The 16,359-nt window shown below is 66.0% G+C and carries 14 protein-coding genes and 1 riboswitch; of the genes, 9 read left to right on the top strand and 5 right to left on the bottom strand.

What is annotated here, in order from left to right:
- The first annotated feature begins 9 nt into the window (after positions 1–9).
- From tsaD to IVB07_RS00290, 3 genes are read left to right on the top strand one after another with little or no spacing between them, the layout of a single operon-like run.
- Entirely contained in the window at positions 10–1,083 is a 1,074-nt protein-coding gene (gene tsaD / locus IVB07_RS00300; protein WP_018459700.1) for a tRNA (adenosine(37)-N6)-threonylcarbamoyltransferase complex transferase subunit TsaD, read from the top strand.
- A 2-nt stretch (positions 1,084–1,085) separates the two neighbouring features.
- Positions 1,086–2,066 (top strand): NAD(P)H-dependent glycerol-3-phosphate dehydrogenase, encoded by a 981-nt coding sequence (locus IVB07_RS00295; protein ID WP_018459699.1) that lies wholly within the window; start codon positions 1,086–1,088, stop codon positions 2,064–2,066.
- Positions 2,067–2,068: 2 nt separating this feature from the next.
- Complete coding sequence (locus IVB07_RS00290; RefSeq protein WP_026233864.1) at positions 2,069–2,482, top strand: EVE domain-containing protein; 414 nt, start codon at positions 2,069–2,071, stop codon at positions 2,480–2,482.
- 81 nt (positions 2,483–2,563) lie between these two features.
- Here IVB07_RS00290 and IVB07_RS00285 read toward each other — a convergent pair whose 3' ends face one another.
- Complete coding sequence (locus IVB07_RS00285; protein WP_018459697.1) at positions 2,564–3,658, bottom strand: adenylate/guanylate cyclase domain-containing protein; 1,095 nt, start codon at positions 3,656–3,658, stop codon at positions 2,564–2,566.
- A 101-nt stretch (positions 3,659–3,759) separates the two neighbouring features.
- Here IVB07_RS00285 and IVB07_RS00280 point away from each other — a divergent pair, with 101 nt between their 5' ends.
- Complete coding sequence (locus IVB07_RS00280) at positions 3,760–4,215, top strand: SRPBCC family protein (RefSeq protein WP_018459696.1); 456 nt, start codon at positions 3,760–3,762, stop codon at positions 4,213–4,215.
- Positions 4,216–4,226: 11 nt separating this feature from the next.
- On the opposite strand, the gene IVB07_RS00275 is transcribed toward IVB07_RS00280, so the two are convergent.
- Positions 4,227–5,396 (bottom strand): DNA topoisomerase IB, encoded by a 1,170-nt coding sequence (locus IVB07_RS00275; RefSeq protein WP_018459695.1) that lies wholly within the window; start codon positions 5,394–5,396, stop codon positions 4,227–4,229.
- Positions 5,397–5,796: 400 nt separating this feature from the next.
- Here IVB07_RS00275 and acs point away from each other — a divergent pair, with 400 nt between their 5' ends.
- Both acs and IVB07_RS00265 read left to right on the top strand, forming a co-directional pair.
- Positions 5,797–7,743 (top strand): acetate--CoA ligase, encoded by a 1,947-nt coding sequence (acs, locus tag IVB07_RS00270; protein WP_247295805.1) that lies wholly within the window; start codon positions 5,797–5,799, stop codon positions 7,741–7,743.
- Positions 7,744–8,186: 443 nt separating this feature from the next.
- Complete coding sequence (locus IVB07_RS00265) at positions 8,187–8,702, top strand: L,D-transpeptidase (RefSeq protein ID WP_018459693.1); 516 nt, start codon at positions 8,187–8,189, stop codon at positions 8,700–8,702.
- A 54-nt stretch (positions 8,703–8,756) separates the two neighbouring features.
- On the opposite strand, the gene IVB07_RS00260 is transcribed toward IVB07_RS00265, so the two are convergent.
- Both IVB07_RS00260 and IVB07_RS00255 read right to left on the bottom strand, forming a co-directional pair.
- Entirely contained in the window at positions 8,757–9,347 is a 591-nt protein-coding gene (locus tag IVB07_RS00260; protein ID WP_026233862.1) for a thermonuclease family protein, read from the bottom strand.
- Between the two features lie 57 nt (positions 9,348–9,404).
- Positions 9,405–9,614, bottom strand: a complete 210-nt coding sequence (locus IVB07_RS00255) for a DUF1674 domain-containing protein (RefSeq protein WP_018459691.1) — start codon at positions 9,612–9,614, stop codon at positions 9,405–9,407.
- Positions 9,615–9,800: 186 nt separating this feature from the next.
- Here IVB07_RS00255 and IVB07_RS00250 point away from each other — a divergent pair, with 186 nt between their 5' ends.
- From IVB07_RS00250 to purH, 3 genes are all read left to right on the top strand, one after another.
- Positions 9,801–11,147: an RsmB/NOP family class I SAM-dependent RNA methyltransferase gene (locus IVB07_RS00250; RefSeq protein ID WP_247767434.1), complete on the top strand. Its 1,347-nt coding sequence runs from the start codon at positions 9,801–9,803 to the stop codon at positions 11,145–11,147.
- 156 nt (positions 11,148–11,303) lie between these two features.
- The gene (locus tag IVB07_RS00245; RefSeq protein WP_026233860.1) at positions 11,304–13,022 is read left to right on the top strand and encodes a heparinase II/III family protein; all 1,719 of its coding nucleotides are present in this window, start codon (positions 11,304–11,306) and stop codon (positions 13,020–13,022) included.
- A 59-nt stretch (positions 13,023–13,081) separates the two neighbouring features.
- Positions 13,082–13,163: riboswitch (ZMP/ZTP riboswitch) on the top strand.
- A 22-nt stretch (positions 13,164–13,185) separates the two neighbouring features.
- A complete protein-coding gene (purH, locus tag IVB07_RS00240; RefSeq protein WP_018459688.1) occupies positions 13,186–14,778 on the top strand; it encodes a bifunctional phosphoribosylaminoimidazolecarboxamide formyltransferase/IMP cyclohydrolase in 1,593 nt (530 codons plus the stop codon).
- A 163-nt stretch (positions 14,779–14,941) separates the two neighbouring features.
- Here purH and IVB07_RS00235 read toward each other — a convergent pair whose 3' ends face one another.
- The gene (locus IVB07_RS00235) at positions 14,942–16,330 is read right to left on the bottom strand and encodes an MFS transporter (RefSeq protein WP_018459687.1); all 1,389 of its coding nucleotides are present in this window, start codon (positions 16,328–16,330) and stop codon (positions 14,942–14,944) included.
- Positions 16,331–16,359 lie beyond the last annotated feature (29 nt).

Raw genomic sequence — 16,359 nt, 5'->3', positions numbered from 1 at the left:
AATTCGCCAATGCTGGTACTGGGCATCGAAACCACCTGCGACGAGACCGCCGCGGCGGTGATCGAGCGTGCGCCTGACGGCAGCGGCAAGATCCTGTCCAATATCGTGTGGTCGCAGGTCGAGGAGCATGCCCGTTTCGGCGGCGTGGTACCGGAGATCGCGGCCCGCGCCCATGTCGACCTGCTCGACGGCATCATCGACCGCGCCATGACTGAGGCCGGCATCGACTTCGCCCAGCTCGACGGTGTCGCGGCCGCCGCGGGCCCGGGACTGATCGGCGGCGTCATCGTCGGGCTCACCACCGCGAAGGCGATCGCGATGGTGCACGACACGCCGCTGGTCGCGGTGAACCATCTGGAAGCGCATGCGCTGACACCGCGCCTGACCGACGCACTCGAATTTCCCTATTGCCTGTTTCTCGCCTCGGGCGGCCATACCCAGATCGTTGCCGTCACCGGCGTCGGACAGTATGTGCGGCTCGGCACCACCGTCGACGATGCGATCGGCGAAGCCTTCGACAAGGTGGCGAAGATGCTGGGGCTGCCCTATCCGGGCGGCCCGCAGGTCGAGCGCGCGGCAGCCAACGGCGATGCCGCGCGATTTGCGTTTCCGCGGCCGCTGCAGGGACGCCCCGACGCCAACTTCTCACTCTCGGGATTGAAGACAGCGGTGCGCAACGAAGCAAGCCGGTTGGCCGAGATCACACCGCAGGACGTCAACGATCTCTGCGCGAGCTTCCAGGCCGCCGTGCTCGACTCCACCGCCGACCGGCTGAGCGTCGGCCTGAAACTCTTCCGCGAGCAGTTCGGTGCACCGCGTGCGCTGGTGGCGGCCGGCGGTGTCGCCGCCAATCAGGCGATCCGCGGCGCGCTGCATGACGTTGCGAGGAAAGCCGGAACACAATTGATCATGCCGCCGCCGGCGCTCTGCACCGACAATGGTGCAATGATCGCCTGGGCCGGCGCGGAACGTCTCGCGCTCGGCATGACCGACACGATGGAAGCACAGCCTCGCGCGCGCTGGCTGCTCGATGCGAACGCGACGGCACCGGCCGGATACGGCAAGACACGCGCGGGATTCTAGCAATGACAGCGTTCCGATCTGTCGCGGTGATCGGCGCGGGCGCCTGGGGCACGGCGCTGGCGATGGTGGCGGCGCGGGCCGGACGGAACGTGACGCTGTGTGCGCGCAATTCCGAGCACGCGACGCGAATCGCATCGAGCCGCGACAATCCGCGGCTGCCGGGCGTGCGGCTTGCGCCGGAGATCATCGTCACGAGCGACCTGGCCCTCGCCGCACGCGCGGACATGCTGCTGATCGCAGTGCCCGCGCAGCATCTGCGCGGTGCTGTCAACATGCTCGCCTCGCACCTGGAAAAGCCGGTGCCGATCATTGCCTGCGCCAAGGGCATCGAGCACGGCACCCATAAATTCATGACCGACGTGATCGCCGAGGCCGCGCCTCACGCGCAGCCGGCGATCCTGTCGGGCCCGAGCTTTGCCGACGATGTCGCGCGTGGCCTGCCGACGGCGGTGACGCTGGCCGCAAAGGACGACGCCTTGGCGAGCCACCTGGTGCAGGCGCTGGGCTCGCCGACGTTCCGGCCCTATCACTCCACCGATGTCCGCGGCGTCGAGATCGGCGGCGCCGCCAAGAACGTGCTGGCGATCGCGGTCGGCATCGCGGTCGGGCGCAAGCTCGGCGCTTCCGCCCAGGCCGCACTTACCACCCGCGCCTTTGCCGAGCTGACACGCCTCGGCCGCGCGCTCGGCGCACGCAGCGAAACACTCACGGGCTTGTCTGGCCTCGGCGATCTGATCCTGACCTGCTCGAGCCCACAATCGCGCAATTTTGCGCTCGGCCTGTCGCTTGGCCGCAGCGAGCAGCCGCCCGCCGGCAAGCTTGCCGAAGGCGAATTCACCGCGCCGGTACTGATCGAGCTCGCGGCTTCGCAAAACATCGAAATGCCAGTATCGGAAGCCGTCGCATCGATCCTGACCGGCAGAAGCACGATCGACGCCGCGATCTCGGGGCTCATGACGCGACCTTTCAAGGCGGAGGAATGAACATGGCGTACTGGCTGGTGAAATCCGAACCATCGGTGTGGTCCTGGGACCAGCAGGTGGCGAAAGGCGCCAAGGGCGAAGCCTGGACCGGCGTGCGCAATTACACCGCGCGCCAGAACCTCGTCGCCATGAAGAAGGGCGACAAGGCGTTCTTCTATCATTCCAACGAGGGCAAGGAGATCGTCGGCATCGCGGAGATTATCAAGGAAGCCTACCCCGATCCGACCGACAAGACCGAGAAATTCGTCTGCGTCGACATCAAGGCCGACAAGCCGTTGAAGATTCCGGTGACGATGGCCGCGATCAAGGCCGAGAAGAAACTCGCCGACATGGCGCTGGTGAAATATTCGCGCCTTTCGGTGCAGCCGGTGACGGCCGAGGAATGGAAGCTCGTCTGCAAGATGGGCGGGATGTAGGCTTGGGTGCTGTAGCCCGGATGAGCGAAGCGATATCCGGGACTACTGCTGCGATCCCGCATGTCGCTACGCTCATCCGGGCTACGACATCGGAGCTTGTTTCTCCGGCAGCGCAAATATCTCGCATGGCGCGGCGATGCCCCGCAGCGAATGCGATCCGAGCGCGATCAGAGGCATGTCGGTTTCCGCGGCGAGCGCGCCCGACACCAGCACGGTTCTGCCGAGCGGCTTGCACAATCCTTCGAGCCGGCTGGCGAGATTGACGGCGGGACCGATTGCGGTGAAATCCAGCCGATTGGCGGCACCGATATTGCCCCATAGCATCTCGCCGAGATGCAGCGCCGCGCCGAACGCGAGCGGCGGCAGACCTTGAGCACGGCGCTCCGCGTTGAGATACACCATCCCGGCTTCGGCTGCGCGCGCGGCACGCAGAGCTGCATCGGACGCTTGGCGCGGTGACGGCCTGACCACCGGAAAGATCGCGAGCACACCGTCGCCGATGAATTTCAGCACCTCGCCGCCGAAGGCGTGGACCGCGCCGGCGATGCGATCGAACCAGGCATCGAGCGCCGCGATGACCTCGGCAGGCGGATTGGTTTCCGACAGGAGCGTGAAGTTGCGCAAATCGGCATAGAGCAGCGCGGCCTGTATGGTCTCGCCGAGGTCGCGCCGCAGGGGTGCCGCCAGCACCCGCTCCGCACTGCGCTTGCCGAGATAGGCATCCAGCGTCGCGCGCAACGTTGCACGCGCGGCAAGTACGGCAAGGGGTGTGGCGGCAAAGCGCGCGGCCTGGCGCAATTGCTCGGTCTCGTCCGCGGTGAACGGACGCGGCCCGATCCAGCCGAGCAACGGCCCGTCGGGCCGTCCGACCAAATCTTCGTGCACTTCACCCTCCGCGATGTCGCGCAGCCAGCGGCGGCCGGCATCGTTGGGCGGGTCGGGCGCGAGGCCGCCTGGTGCGAAGCCGAGCGCTTCGATCACCCGGCCGTTCTCCGCGCGCCACAACCAGGTCCGTTTCGCGATCAGCGGATGTGGCACCTCCAGCGTCAGGCTGCCCGCCGCAAGCGGCACGCCATCGGCGACCAGATGTGCGCCAAGGTCCGCGAGCAGGCGGTCGGCGCCGGCGCTATCGGCGGCGGCATCGACAAGCCAGGCGAGTGTCGGCGAGAGGTGCATGGCCCGATCATGACGAAGGCAGGCGGTCTTTGTCACGGGCAATCCTTGACGGGCCGCTCGAGCGCCGCCATGTCCCAGTGTCAGCCCAGGGGTGATCGTCGATGACCGAACCGTTCATAGTGCGACGCGAGACCCAGATCGCGGCCCCACGCGCCACCGTTTTCGCCTACCTGACCGACCCCGAGAAGATTTTGAGCTGGATGGGTTCCGACGCGACCACGGAGCCACATCCCGGCGGGCTGTATCTGCTCAAAGGCATCGGCCCCCGCGGCGGCGTTGCCCGCGGCGCATTCCGCGAAGTCGTGCCGGTGCATCGGCTCGCCTACACGTTTGGATGGGAGGGCGGCCAGGAAGTGCCGCCCGGCTCAAGCCTGATCGAGATCGACCTGATCGAACGCGACGGCGGCACATTGCTGCGCATGACCCATAGCGGGCTGCCGACCGAGGAACAGGCGGCCGCCCACGCGACGGGATGGGCGCACTATCTGGGACGGCTCACGGCGGCAGCCGCGGGCGGCGATCCCGGTCCCGACAACGGCGTTTCCAACAAGGCGTAACGACGCCGAGGTCAGACCGCCGCGGTCGCCACCACCTGCTGCAAAAGCTGCTCGCGCCTGGCCTGCGAGCGCTGGCCCTTCATGGTCGCGGCGAAGCGTTCCAGGATGCCGTCCTCGAACGCGGTGACGATGGTATCGTGAACATAGCTCTTGCGGCAGATCGCCGGCGTGTTGGAGAGCTGGTCGGCAGCGCCGCGGATCGCCTCCAGCACCTGCTTCTTGCGGCCGCGCTGGCTGGTCGCCGGCGTGATCCGCGACAGCGATTCCACGACGACGGCAGAGGCCATCAGCGTGCGGAAATCCTTCAGCGAGATCTTGATGCCGGCGATCTCGCGCAGAAACGCGTTCACCTGCGTGGTGCTGACCGCGCGCACGATGCCATAGGGATCGCGATACTGGAACATGCGCTTGCCGGGAACGCCCTGCAAGATCCCGATGGCGCGCACGAGCTTGGCCGCGTCGCACTCCTTGCGCACCGCCTTGCCGCCCTTCGCCTTGAAGGTCAGCACGAAGCTGTCGTCTTCCAGCGAGACGTTGGACTTCAGCAGCGTGGTGGCGCCGCGGGTGCCGTTGAGACGGGCATAGGATTCGTTGCCGGGGCGGATCGCGGTGCGCGCGATCAATTCGATGACGGCGGAGAGCGCGAACTCGCGGGTCGGCTCGTCGCCCGACAGGAACGCCGAGACCTTGCGCCGGATCTTGGGCAGCGCGCCGACGAGCTTTTCCAGGCGATGCGCCTTGCGTTGCTCGCGGACCTTCTCCCAATCGGCGTGATAGCGATATTGCAGCCGGCCCGCGGCATCGCGTCCCACTGCCTGGAGATGCGTGCTCGGATCGGCCGAGTAGCGCACCTCGCGATAGGCCGGCGGCACCGCCATCGAATGCAGCCGCCGAATGGTGCGGGCATCGCGGATGTGGACGCCGTTAGGCCGCACGAACGAATAGCCCTTGCCGCGCCTGACGCGGCGGATGGTCAGCTCGTTCTGGTCGCCGAGCCGCAGGCCCAGTTCCTTGGCGAGGGCCTCGACCGTCGTCGACGGCGCCGCGTCGAACACTTTCTTCGGGCTGGGACGGCCGGAACCGGCCGGTTTCGGCCATTGTCCGAGGGCTTTGGCCAGCGCGATGGCTGCAGGATCGGCTGAAGCGGGCCGTATCGTCCCGAGATTCTGCTGATCCATCATAGTCTTATGCCTTAGCCCTGTCTGTTGTCGGTCAATGCCGCTGTTCTGATTTTTGTTCCAAGGGGTCTCGTTGGACCCGGGTTGGCCATTTAGGGTGTTCCGAACCGCATTGCGAGTCCCGAATCAGTGAGAGGCGGTTTCTAAATACCTCTGCTGAATGCATGGCGCTCTGCGCGGGCCCATTCCGAGCATCTGGGTGAAGACCCCAAAGCCGCCCGTCGCCCTGTTTCAAAACTGCGACAGTCGCACGAAACGGCTTGATCCTCCGCATGGCAGGCTGCTCGCCGAAGGTCCAGCTTGTGCACCTTGTCGGGTCCGGTTAGCCCGACGCATAATCGGTTCAACGATCAAGTCGGCTCGCCAGTGGTCCGTGCTCGGCTCGCCGTATGTGGAGGGAAACATGTCCGAGAAGATCTACGACGTCCCCGCAGAATGGGCGAAGCGCGCCTGGGTCGACCAGGCCAAGTACAAGGACATGTACGCCCGCTCGATCTCGGACCCGAACGGTTTCTGGGCGGAGCAGGCCAAGCGCATCGACTGGATGCACGCGCCGACCAGGATCGAGAACGTCTCCTTCGCGCCCGGCAACATCTCCATCAAATGGTTCGAGGACGGCGTTCTCAACGTCGCCCATAATTGCATCGACCGGCATCTCCACAATCGCGCCAACCAGACCGCGATCATCTGGGAAGGCGACGATCCCTCCCAATCCCGGCACATCACCTACAAGGAGCTGCACGACGAGGTCTGCCGGATGGCCAACATCCTGCGCACCCGGAACGTCAAGAAGGGCGACCGCGTCACCATCTACCTGCCGATGATTCCGGAGGCGGCCTACGCGATGCTGGCCTGCGCGCGGATCGGCGCGATTCACTCCGTGGTGTTCGCCGGCTTCTCGCCCGACAGCCTCGCCCAGCGCATCAACGACTGCCAGTCCAAGGTGATCATCACCGCCGATGAGGGCCTGCGCGGCGGCAAGAAGGTGCCGCTGAAGGCCAATGTCGACGCGGCGCTCGCCAAGGCAGACGGCGTCGACTGGGTCGTCGTGGTCAAGCGCACCGGCGGCGCGGTCGAAATGAATCCCTCGCGCGACCTCTGGTACCACGACGCCGCCAAGATGGTGACGACCGAGTGCCCGGTCGAGCACATGCACGCCGAGGATCCGCTGTTCATCCTCTACACCTCGGGCTCGACCGGCCAACCCAAGGGCGTGCTGCACACCTCCGCCGGCTATCTCGTGTTCGCCGCGATGACGCATCAATACGTCTTCGACTATCACGACGGCGACATCTACTGGTGCACCGCCGACGTCGGCTGGGTCACCGGCCACAGCTACATTCTCTACGGACCGCTCGCCAACGGCGCGACCACGCTGATGTTCGAAGGCGTGCCGAATTACCCGGATAATTCGCGATTCTGGAACGTCATCGACAAGCACAAGGTCAACATCTTCTACACCGCGCCGACCGCGATCCGCGCGCTGATGCGGAGCGGCGACGCGCCCGTGAAGAAGACCTCGCGCGCCAGCCTGCGCCTGCTCGGCTCGGTAGGCGAGCCGATCAATCCGGAAGCCTGGGAGTGGTATCACCGCGTCGTCGGCGACGACCGCTGCCCGATCGTCGATACGTGGTGGCAGACCGAGACCGGCGGCATTTTGATCACGCCGCTGCCCGGCGCCACGAAGCTCAAGCCGGGCTCGGCGACGCAGCCGTTCTTCGGCGTGGTGCCTGAGATCGTCGACGCCGACGGCAACGTGCTGGACGGCGAGACATCAGGCAATCTGTGCCTGACGCGGTCATGGCCGGGCCAGATGCGCACGGTCTATGGCGACCACGCCCGCTTCGAGCAGACTTATTTCTCGACCTACAAGGGCAAGTACTTCACCGGCGACGGCTGCCGGCGCGATGCGGACGGTTATTACTGGATCACCGGCCGCGTCGACGACGTCATCAACGTCTCCGGCCACCGCATGGGTACCGCCGAAGTCGAAAGCGCGCTGGTGGCGCATGAGAAGGTCTCGGAAGCCGCCGTGGTCGGTTACCCGCACGACATCAAGGGTCAGGGCATTTACGCATATGTGACCCTGATGGCCGGCATCGAGCCAACCGAGGATCTACGCAAGGAGCTCGTCACCTGGGTGCGCAAGGAGATCGGCCCGATCGCTGCGCCCGACCAGATCCAGTTCTCGCCCGGCCTGCCCAAGACCCGATCCGGCAAGATCATGCGCCGCATCCTACGCAAGATCGCCGAGGACGAACCGGGCAGCCTGGGCGACACCTCGACCCTGGCCGATCCCGGCGTGGTCGACGACCTCGTCAAGAACCGTCAGAACAAAAAGGCGGTCTGAGCCACATCGTCCTGTGCCCCGGACGCAGCGTAGCGCGCACTTCGCGGTGCGCTGCAGAGTCGGGGCCGATGCAACGGCAGACTCTGTGGCCTTCTAGATCCCGGCTCTGCGTCGCACCGCTTCGCGCTGCGCCGCGTCCGGGACACGAGATCGCATCCCCGCGTTAGCGCTCCCCCGAACAACGGCCGTTCACATCCTCACGCACTTGTCAGGCCGCGCCCCGGCGCCCGGGCATCTTTCCCGCCAAGTGTTGTTTTCAGGTCATTTACTTTGTTTCGAACATTTCCTTTGTTCCCCCTGCTGGCTGGCCCTTGGCGGCCGTGCGTGGAAACCATCCGGTTAACAGGCGCGGTTAAGAATGTCCCCTAACAAGGACTTGGCGAGCCGGCGATTGCCGGTTTTGCGTAATCTTGGACGGTCCGTTCGGGGCAAGGGGAAAATCGATGTCGATGAGGATTGCTGTGGCGCTGGCCGCCACCGTCGTGACTGGGGTCTTGACGTTGACGGCGGCGCAGGCGCGGCCGGAAATGGTGGGGACGAACCTGGCTGACTATTCGCCGGGCACCATCGTGGTCAAAACCAACGAGCGTCGGCTCTATCTCGTCCTCGATAGCGGCCACGCCGTGCGCTACCCGGTCGGCGTCGGCAAGTCCGGCAAGCAGTGGGCCGGCACCACCCGCATCGACGGCAAGTACCGCAATCCGGCCTGGGCGCCGCCCGCCGAGGTGAAGCGCGACAAGCCCAGCATCCCGGACGTCATCCCGGGCGGCTCGCCCCGCAATCCGATGGGCGTCGCGGCGATGACGCTGTCCGGCGGTGAATACGCGATCCACGGCACCAACGTGCCGGGCTCGATCGGCGGCTTCGTCTCCTATGGCTGCATCCGCATGCTCAACGACGACATCACCGATCTCTACAGCCGCGTCTCGGTCGGCACGACGGTGGTCGTGACGCGCTGATCGCCGGCATCAGGACGACACGGCAATAGCCGCGTCGTTCGACGCGGCTTTTTGTCACCAGAAGCGCCAGCTCCGCGCGCACCAGCCGTCGCGATGGCCGCCATTGTAGCTCCGCGCGTAACCGCCCGCGAGCAACGCCGCCGAGACATTGGTCGTGCGTTTGGTCGCGACGTCGGCGAGAACGCGACCATATTTGTCGGCACCGAGGTTGGTGATCGTCACGCCACCCTGTGCGAGCAGATCGCGCAATGCGCGGGCCGCGGCTTCGGCCTTGTCCAGTTCCTCCTGGCAGGATGCTTTCATCTCGGGTGCGTCGATGCCGCGCAGGCGAACGCGCACGATGAGATCGCGGCCGTCGCGCTGACGAACGCGTGCGAGAAAGGTGTCGCCGTCAATGGTGCGAACGACATCGACCGGCTCGCGACGATCGGGATGGCCGCCTTGCTGGAGCACAATCTCGGCGTCTCGTGATTGACCGTCGGTCACGTGAGGGAACTGCCAGTTCATCCCATGCCGGGACGTGAACACCACGGCCACCACGATTCCAACCACGAACATCCACGGCAACAGCCCTGAGAACCGGCGACCAAATGGCGAGCCGCTGTATGAAGGCCGATATGGATGGCTTGGATCGAAACGCGACATCCGCGCACGCTAGGGCTGAGTCGGGCAGTCCGGCAAGCGAGCCTCAAAAGACAAGCTTCAGAAGTCGGAAGCGATGCCCTTGCGCTCCCAATCGCCATAGCGGGTCGGTTCGGGTCCTTTTGGGCCCTGCAACTCCTTTGGCGCCGCCTCGCCGTCGTTCTTGGCTCGGGCTGCCGCAGCCTGACGGCGCGCTTCGGCCTCGGCCAGCGCGCGCTGGGCGGCCGGCGTAAGCTGCTTGCGGTCGGGAACGGGAGGCTGGTCACTCATAGGCGGCTTTCTAGCGCGGGACGGCCCGCGGCGCGACGCCCAATAACGCATTCCTGAAATTGCTCCGAAAGGGCTGAAAAACCCGGAAGCGATTCTTACATTTGGCATATTCGCGTGCCAGAGATCGCCTTCTCAAGGCATGCGCCCATTACGGCGAACTGCCGCTGCTCAGAACCTTGTTTCCGCATGCCTTCTCAACGTTTCGCTCCTCCATCCGAAGTGCCCGGTCTCGCGGCGCGGCGGATTGCCGCCGACATCGTCGACGGCGTGCTGCACAAGCACCGCACACTTGACGAGCAGCTCGACGGCAGCGGCGCCCATCCCGGACTGAAGACGCTCCCCGACCGCGACCGCGCGCTGATGCGCCGCCTGGTCGCCACCGTGCTGCGCCGGCTCGGCACGCTCGGCCATGTGCTGTCCCGCCTGCTCGACAAGGGCATTCCCTCCGACGCGCCGCGCGCGCAGAGCGCGCTGTTGATCGGCGCCGCCCAGATCCTCTGGATGGACGTGCCCGATCACGCGGCCGTCGATCTCTCCGTTCGCCTCGTGCAATCCGACCGGCGCGCCGCGCGCTATGCCGGCCTCGTCAACGCCGTGCTGCGCCGCTGCGCCCGCGAGGGCAAGGCGCTGGTGGACGAGGTTGCCGCGCAGTCGCTGGACCTGCCGCCCTGGATAGTCGCGCGCTGGAGCGCGCATTATGGCGAGACGGTCGCAAGGGACATGGCGCTCGCGCTCAGCCATGATCCGTCGCTGGATCTGACCGTGAAGTCGGACGCCGCGCAATGGGCGAGCCGGCTCCATGGCGAAGTGCTACCGACCGGATCGGTGCGCACGGTGCTGCACGGCGCGGTGACCATGCTTCCCGGCTTCGCCGAAGGACAATGGTGGGTGCAGGACGCCGCCGCTGCGTTGCCAGCCCGGCTGTTCGGCGACATCAAGGGCAAATCCATCGCCGATCTCTGCGCCGCTCCCGGCGGCAAGACCGCGCAACTGGCGCAGGCCGGCGCGCACGTCACCGCCATCGACCGCTCGCCTGCCCGGGTGGCACGGCTGCGCGAGAATCTGACGCGGTTGTCGCTGCAGGCCGAGACCGTCGTCGCCGACGCCGCGGAATGGGCCGGCCCTGCCGATGGCTTCGACGGCATCCTCATTGATGCGCCTTGCACATCGACCGGGACGATCCGCCGCCACCCCGATGTATCCTGGCTCCGGCAGGAATCCGACATCGCCGCAATGACCGCGCTCCAGCGGCGGCTGCTGCAAAAATCGGTCTCGCTACTCAAGCCCGGTGGGACGCTAGTTTATTGCACCTGTTCGCTGGAACCTGAAGAGGGCGAGCATGCGGTCGCCGCGCTGCTGACCGCGGAGCCCGGTCTTCGCCGGGTTCCGATCGATGCGTCCGAGGTGTCGGGGCTCAGCGAGATCATTACCGCCGAGGGCGATCTGCGCACCCTGCCCAGCCATCTGCCGAACGCCGATCCCAAGCTCGGCGGGCTCGACGGATTTTTCGCGGCCCGGCTCGTTAAATCCTGATTTTGCACTGGATTTTGCAAACACGGCACTGATTCGCGTCGTTCAAGGTGGTGTCGGCCGTCCGATTTTGGGATTAATAAGGATTCGTCGGAATCCTCTCCCCCATCAAGGCAAGGCGTGTCGGTCGCTCAACGCAGACGTATCTCGACGCTGGTGATGAACCGCTTCGCGCGGAACATGCTCGCGCGCGCGAGCGGCGGTTCCGTCGCCCTGTCGCGGGTTTGGCCCGGCCGCGCCGACCGGCTGATCATCGCGCCGCATGATCTACGCACCGCGGATGCGACCCGCGCCGCCGAGATCTATGCCGGCCGCTTCGTCTTCGCCGGCAAGATCGTCAATTGCCACGGCCGCTCGATCTTCGATCTCGAGCCGCCGTCGGAAGATTGGGAAGTTGCGCTGCTCGGCTTCGGCTGGCTGCGCCATTTGCGCGCCGCCGACACCGCGCTGACGCGCGCAAATGCGCGCTCGCTGATCGAGGACTGGATCGGCAACCCCGCCAGCAAGCGCCGTCCCGTCGCGCGACGCGCCGACGTGCTGGCCCGCCGCGTGATCTCCCTGCTGTCGCAGGCGCCGCTGGTGCTGAACGATACCGACAACAAATTCTATCGTCGGTATCTGCGCGCGCTGGCGCGCGAAATCCGCTTGCTGCGCTACACCATGGTCAACATCCCCGACGGAGTGCCGAAGCTCCAGGTGCTGATCGCGCTGTGCTATGCGGCGTTGTGCCTTGCCAACCAGGCAAGTCACATCCGCAGCACCTCGAAAAAGCTCTCGGATGAATTGCAGCGGCAGATCCTGCCCGACGGCGGCCATGTCTCGCGCAACCCGGGCGCGCTGATCGAGCTCTTGATCGACCTGTTGCCGCTGCGGCAGACCTTTGCCGCGCGCAACATCGCGCCGCCGCCCGCGCTGCTCAACGCGATCGACCGCATGATGCCGATGCTGCGCTTCTTCCGCCACGGCGACGGCAATTTCGCGCTGTTCAACGGCATGAGCGCGACCCCGTCGGACCTGCTCGCGACGCTGCTTGCCTATGACGACACCCACGGCGCGCCGATGTCGAACATGCCGCATACCGGTTTCCAGCGCCTCGATGCCGGCCAGACCACTTTGATCATCGACACGGGCCCGCCGCCGGCGGCCAGCGTCAGCCACGACGCCCATGCCGGCTGCCTGTCGTTCGAACTCTCCTCCGGCATCAGCCGCATCGTCACCAATTGCGGCATGCCGGCCACGGGCCGCGACAATTGGCGGCCGTTCGCACGCGGCACGGCGGCGCATTCGACGCTGACCTATCACGACACCTCGTCATGCCAGTTCGTGGAGATGTCGGCTATGAAGCGGCTCTTGCACGGCGCTCCGGTCACCAGCGGCCCCGTCGAGGTTGAGAGCTATCGCGAAATCGTGCAGAACGGCACCCTGCTCACGACGTCGCATGACGGTTACCTGACAAAATTCGGCGCGATCCACCGCCGCGTACTGATGATCGCCAATGACGGCGCGCGCATCGACGGCGAGGACACGTTGTCGCCGCCGCAAGGCGGGCGCTTCAAGGGTCCGGATGCCGATTTCGCGCTGCGATTCCATCTGCACCCGGCGGTGAAGGCGAGCCGGCTGTCCGACGCCCGCGGCGTCATGCTGGTGCTCCCGAATCGCGACGTCTGGACCTTCGAGGCGCTCGACGACAAGGTGGAGCTGGAGGACAGCGTATCCCTGGCCGGCAATGACGGCCCGCGCCGCACCGCGCAGATCGTGATCCGCCAGGACGCGCGGCAGGCGCCCTCGATCCGCTGGAGTTTTGTGCGCTCCACCGCCTCGCCGGCGGTCACGAATGCCCGCAGAAATGCACGGCGGGAGCCGGAACTTCCGCTGTAGACGCATGCGATTCGGCACCATCTGGTCGTTGTGATAGCGACCGAAAACTGCTATCGAGCCCTCGCTCGCGCGACTGGCGACCTTGGATGGAGCACCATCGGGAAGCGCGGGACACAGCTGCCGCGCGCCTGGGCATTACTCCTTCAGACAGAGGATCTTGCTCATGACTGACCATCCCCGCCGCGTCACCCGCGCACTTCTCTCCGTTTCCGACAAGACCGGCCTGATCGACTTCGCAAAGGCGCTTGCCGCGCACGATGTCGAGCTGATCTCGACCGGCGGCACCGCGAAGGCGATCGCCGCGGCCGGCCTCGAGGTGAAGGACGTGTCCGAGCTGACCGGCTTCCCCGAGATGATGGATGGCCGCGTGAAGACGCTGCATCCGAAGGTGCACGGCGGTCTGCTCGCGATCCGCGACAACAAGGACCATGCGGATGCGATGACGGCGCATGGGATCGCGCCGATCGATCTCCTCGTCGTCAATCTCTATCCGTTCGAGGCGACCGTCGACAAAGGCGCGGGCTTCGAGGATTGCATCGAGAACATCGACATCGGCGGCCCCGCGATGATCCGCGCCGCCGCGAAGAATCATGACGACGTCGCCGTCGTGGTCGAGGCGCAGGACTATCAGGCCGTGCTCGATGAGCTCGCCGCCAACAGCGGTGCAACCACGCTGAAGTTGCGCCGGCGCCTTGCCGCCAAGGCTTACGCGCGCACTGCCGCCTATGACGCCGCGATCTCGAACTGGTTCAATCGCCAGCTCGAGATCGACGCGCCCGATTTCCGTGCCTTCGGCGGCCGGCTGATCCAGTCACTGCGCTATGGCGAGAATCCGCACCAGACCGCGGCGTTCTATGCGACGCCCGACAAGCGGCCGGGCGTCTCGACCGCGCGGCAGCTCCAGGGCAAGGAGCTCTCCTACAACAACATCAACGACACGGATGCGGCCTATGAATGCATCGGCGAGTTCGACGCCAAGCGCACCGCAGCCTGCGTCATCGTCAAGCATGCCAATCCCTGCGGCGTCGCGGAGGGCTCCGACCTCGTCGGCGCCTACAGCAAGGCGCTGGCCTGCGATTCCACCTCGGCGTTCGGCGGCATCATCGCGATGAACCGCGCACTCGATGCTGACACCGCGCGCGAGATCACGAAAATCTTCACCGAGGTGATCATCGCGCCTGACGCTAGCGAGGAAGCGATCGCCATCATCGGCGCGCGCAAGAACCTTCGGCTTCTGCTCGCCGGCAGCCTGCCCGACCCGCGCGCGCCGGGCCTCACCGCCAAGACGGTGGCGGGCGGTCTCCTCGTGCAGAGCCGCGACAACGCCGTCGTCGACGACATGACCTTCAAGGTTGTCACGAAGCGCGCGCCCACTGATGCCGAGATGCGCGACCTGAAGTTTGCTTTCCGTGTCGCAAAACACGTCAAGTCCAACACCATCATCTACGCCAAGGATCTCGCGACCGTCGGCATCGGCGCCGGCCAGATGAGCCGGGTCGATTCAGCGCGGATCGCGGCACGCAAGGCTCAGGATGCGGCCGCCGAGCTGAAGCTCGCCGAACCGCTCACCAAGGGCTCGGTGGTGGCGTCGGATGCGTTCTTCCCGTTCGCCGACGGCATGCTCGCCTGCATCGAGGCCGGCGCCACCGCCGTGGTGCAGCCCGGCGGCTCCATGCGCGACGACGAAGTGATCAAGGCCGCCGACGAGCATGGCATCGCCATGGTGTTCACCGGCACGCGGCACTTCAGGCACTAGATCTGTCGTGTACTAAACTCTCGACGGGTCGTCCCGGCGAAGGTCGGGACCCATAGCCCAGGAAGTAGTTTGGTGTGCGGTACTGGCCGTGTCGCGGCAACGAGCAATCACGCGGTATGGGTCCCGGTCCCCGTGCGCAATTGCGCACTAGGCCGGGACGACGCTAATTTTCCCGCACCCGCATCAACAGCGCCAGACCCGCGACGAAGAACACCACCAGCACGGCCATGCCGGCCTTCTGGCTCGCCGTCACCGCGGTGATCACGCCGATCAGCAGCGGGCCGATGAAGGACGTCACTTTCCCCGTCAGTGCGAACAGACCGAAATACTGCGCGATGCGGTCCTTCGGTGCGAGACGGATCAGAAGCGTACGTGAGGCCGCTTGCAGCGGACCACCGGCCGCACCGATCAGGCAGCCCAGCACCAGATAAGCGCGCTCTGACGCGGCGGCGAACAATCCGCCGCCGGGCGCGGGCGGCGCGACCTTGATGAAGAGGATCGAATCCTTGTCGACCAGCAGGATCGCCGCCAGCGCCAGCAGCAGGACCAGCATGCTGCCGGCGATCACGCGCTTCGGCCCGAAGCGATCGTCCAGCTTGCCACCAAACCACGCGCCAAACGCGCCGGCGATCGCGAGCATGATGCCAAACGTGCCGATCTGGATCGTGTGCCAGCCGAACGTACCCGCGGCATAGATGCCGCCGAAGGCAAACAGCGACACCAGACCGTCGGTGTAGATCATGTTGGCGAGTAGAAACGCCGCAAGCGATTTCTGCTGCGGCAGCCCCTTGATCGATTGCTTCAGCTCCGACAGCCCCTCGTGCAGCGCCTCGCGCACCGGACGCTTCGCCGGATAGTCCGGTGTGAACAGGAACATCGGCGTCACGAAAACGATGAACCAAAGCCCGGTCAACGGTCCGGCGGCGCGGTCGCCCTGATGACTGACGGGATCGAGCCCGAACAGAGGCGTGAGACCGAGCAGCGTGCGACCGGTCTCGGGGTTCGCGGCGAGCAGGCCGAGCACGATGATCAGGCTGACGATGCCGCCGACATACCCCGTCGCCCAGCCGGTGCCGGAGAGCCGCCCGATGCGCTCCGGCGGCACCAGCGTCGGCATCATCGCATTGTTGAAGAGAGTGGCGAATTCCGCGCCAACGCTGGCGAGCGCGACCGCGGTGAGCAGCGGCGGAATGATCGAGGGATCGCCGGGCTTGCCGATCCACAGCGTGCAGGATGCCAGCACCAGCACTGCGCCGAATCCGGCGATCCACGGCTTCCTGCGGCCCGACGCATCGGCGATAGCCCCCAGCACCGGCGACATCAAGGCAATCGCGAGGCCCGCGGCAGCCATCGCAAAGCCCCACAACGATTGCCCGGTGGCGGGATTCGGCGCAATGCCGGTGGCGAAATAGGGCGCGAACACGAAGGTCGTGATCAGCGTAAAATAAGGCTGCGCGGCCCAGTCGAAGAAGATCCAGCTGACGACGGCGCTGCGCGGCGGATAGGTCCGCTGCGCGCCGGCGATCCGCGCATCCCGGGCGATCGTCGTCACTCCATAATCCTCATCACGAACAGTTTTGC

Source organism: Bradyrhizobium sp. 172, from assembly GCF_023101065.1.
GTDB classification, from domain to species: domain Bacteria; phylum Pseudomonadota; class Alphaproteobacteria; order Rhizobiales; family Xanthobacteraceae; genus Bradyrhizobium; species Bradyrhizobium canariense_D.
The sequence above is the reverse complement of the archived record's forward strand: the minus strand, read 5'-3'. Positions and strand labels throughout refer to the sequence as shown.

What these genes read in the sequence shown, in the direction of transcription:
- IVB07_RS00280 (WP_018459696.1), top strand. Translation starts at nt 3,760, where the DNA reads ATGACCGAACCGTTCATAGTGCGACGCGAGACCCAGATCGCGGCCCCA.
- tsaD (WP_018459700.1), top strand. Translation starts at nt 10, where the DNA reads ATGCTGGTACTGGGCATCGAAACCACCTGCGACGAGACCGCCGCGGCG.
- IVB07_RS00295 (WP_018459699.1), top strand. Translation starts at nt 1,086, where the DNA reads ATGACAGCGTTCCGATCTGTCGCGGTGATCGGCGCGGGCGCCTGGGGC.
- IVB07_RS00260 (WP_026233862.1), bottom strand. Translation starts at nt 9,347, where the DNA reads ATGTCGCGTTTCGATCCAAGCCATCCATATCGGCCTTCATACAGCGGC.
- IVB07_RS00250 (WP_247767434.1), top strand. Translation starts at nt 9,801, where the DNA reads ATGCCTTCTCAACGTTTCGCTCCTCCATCCGAAGTGCCCGGTCTCGCG.
- purH (WP_018459688.1), top strand. Translation starts at nt 13,186, where the DNA reads ATGACTGACCATCCCCGCCGCGTCACCCGCGCACTTCTCTCCGTTTCC.
- IVB07_RS00275 (WP_018459695.1), bottom strand. Translation starts at nt 5,396, where the DNA reads ATGATGGATCAGCAGAATCTCGGGACGATACGGCCCGCTTCAGCCGAT.
- IVB07_RS00265 (WP_018459693.1), top strand. Translation starts at nt 8,187, where the DNA reads ATGTCGATGAGGATTGCTGTGGCGCTGGCCGCCACCGTCGTGACTGGG.
- IVB07_RS00285 (WP_018459697.1), bottom strand. Translation starts at nt 3,658, where the DNA reads ATGCACCTCTCGCCGACACTCGCCTGGCTTGTCGATGCCGCCGCCGAT.
- IVB07_RS00245 (WP_026233860.1), top strand. Translation starts at nt 11,304, where the DNA reads ATGAACCGCTTCGCGCGGAACATGCTCGCGCGCGCGAGCGGCGGTTCC.
- IVB07_RS00255 (WP_018459691.1), bottom strand. Translation starts at nt 9,614, where the DNA reads ATGAGTGACCAGCCTCCCGTTCCCGACCGCAAGCAGCTTACGCCGGCC.
- IVB07_RS00290 (WP_026233864.1), top strand. Translation starts at nt 2,069, where the DNA reads ATGGCGTACTGGCTGGTGAAATCCGAACCATCGGTGTGGTCCTGGGAC.
- acs (WP_247295805.1), top strand. Translation starts at nt 5,797, where the DNA reads ATGTCCGAGAAGATCTACGACGTCCCCGCAGAATGGGCGAAGCGCGCC.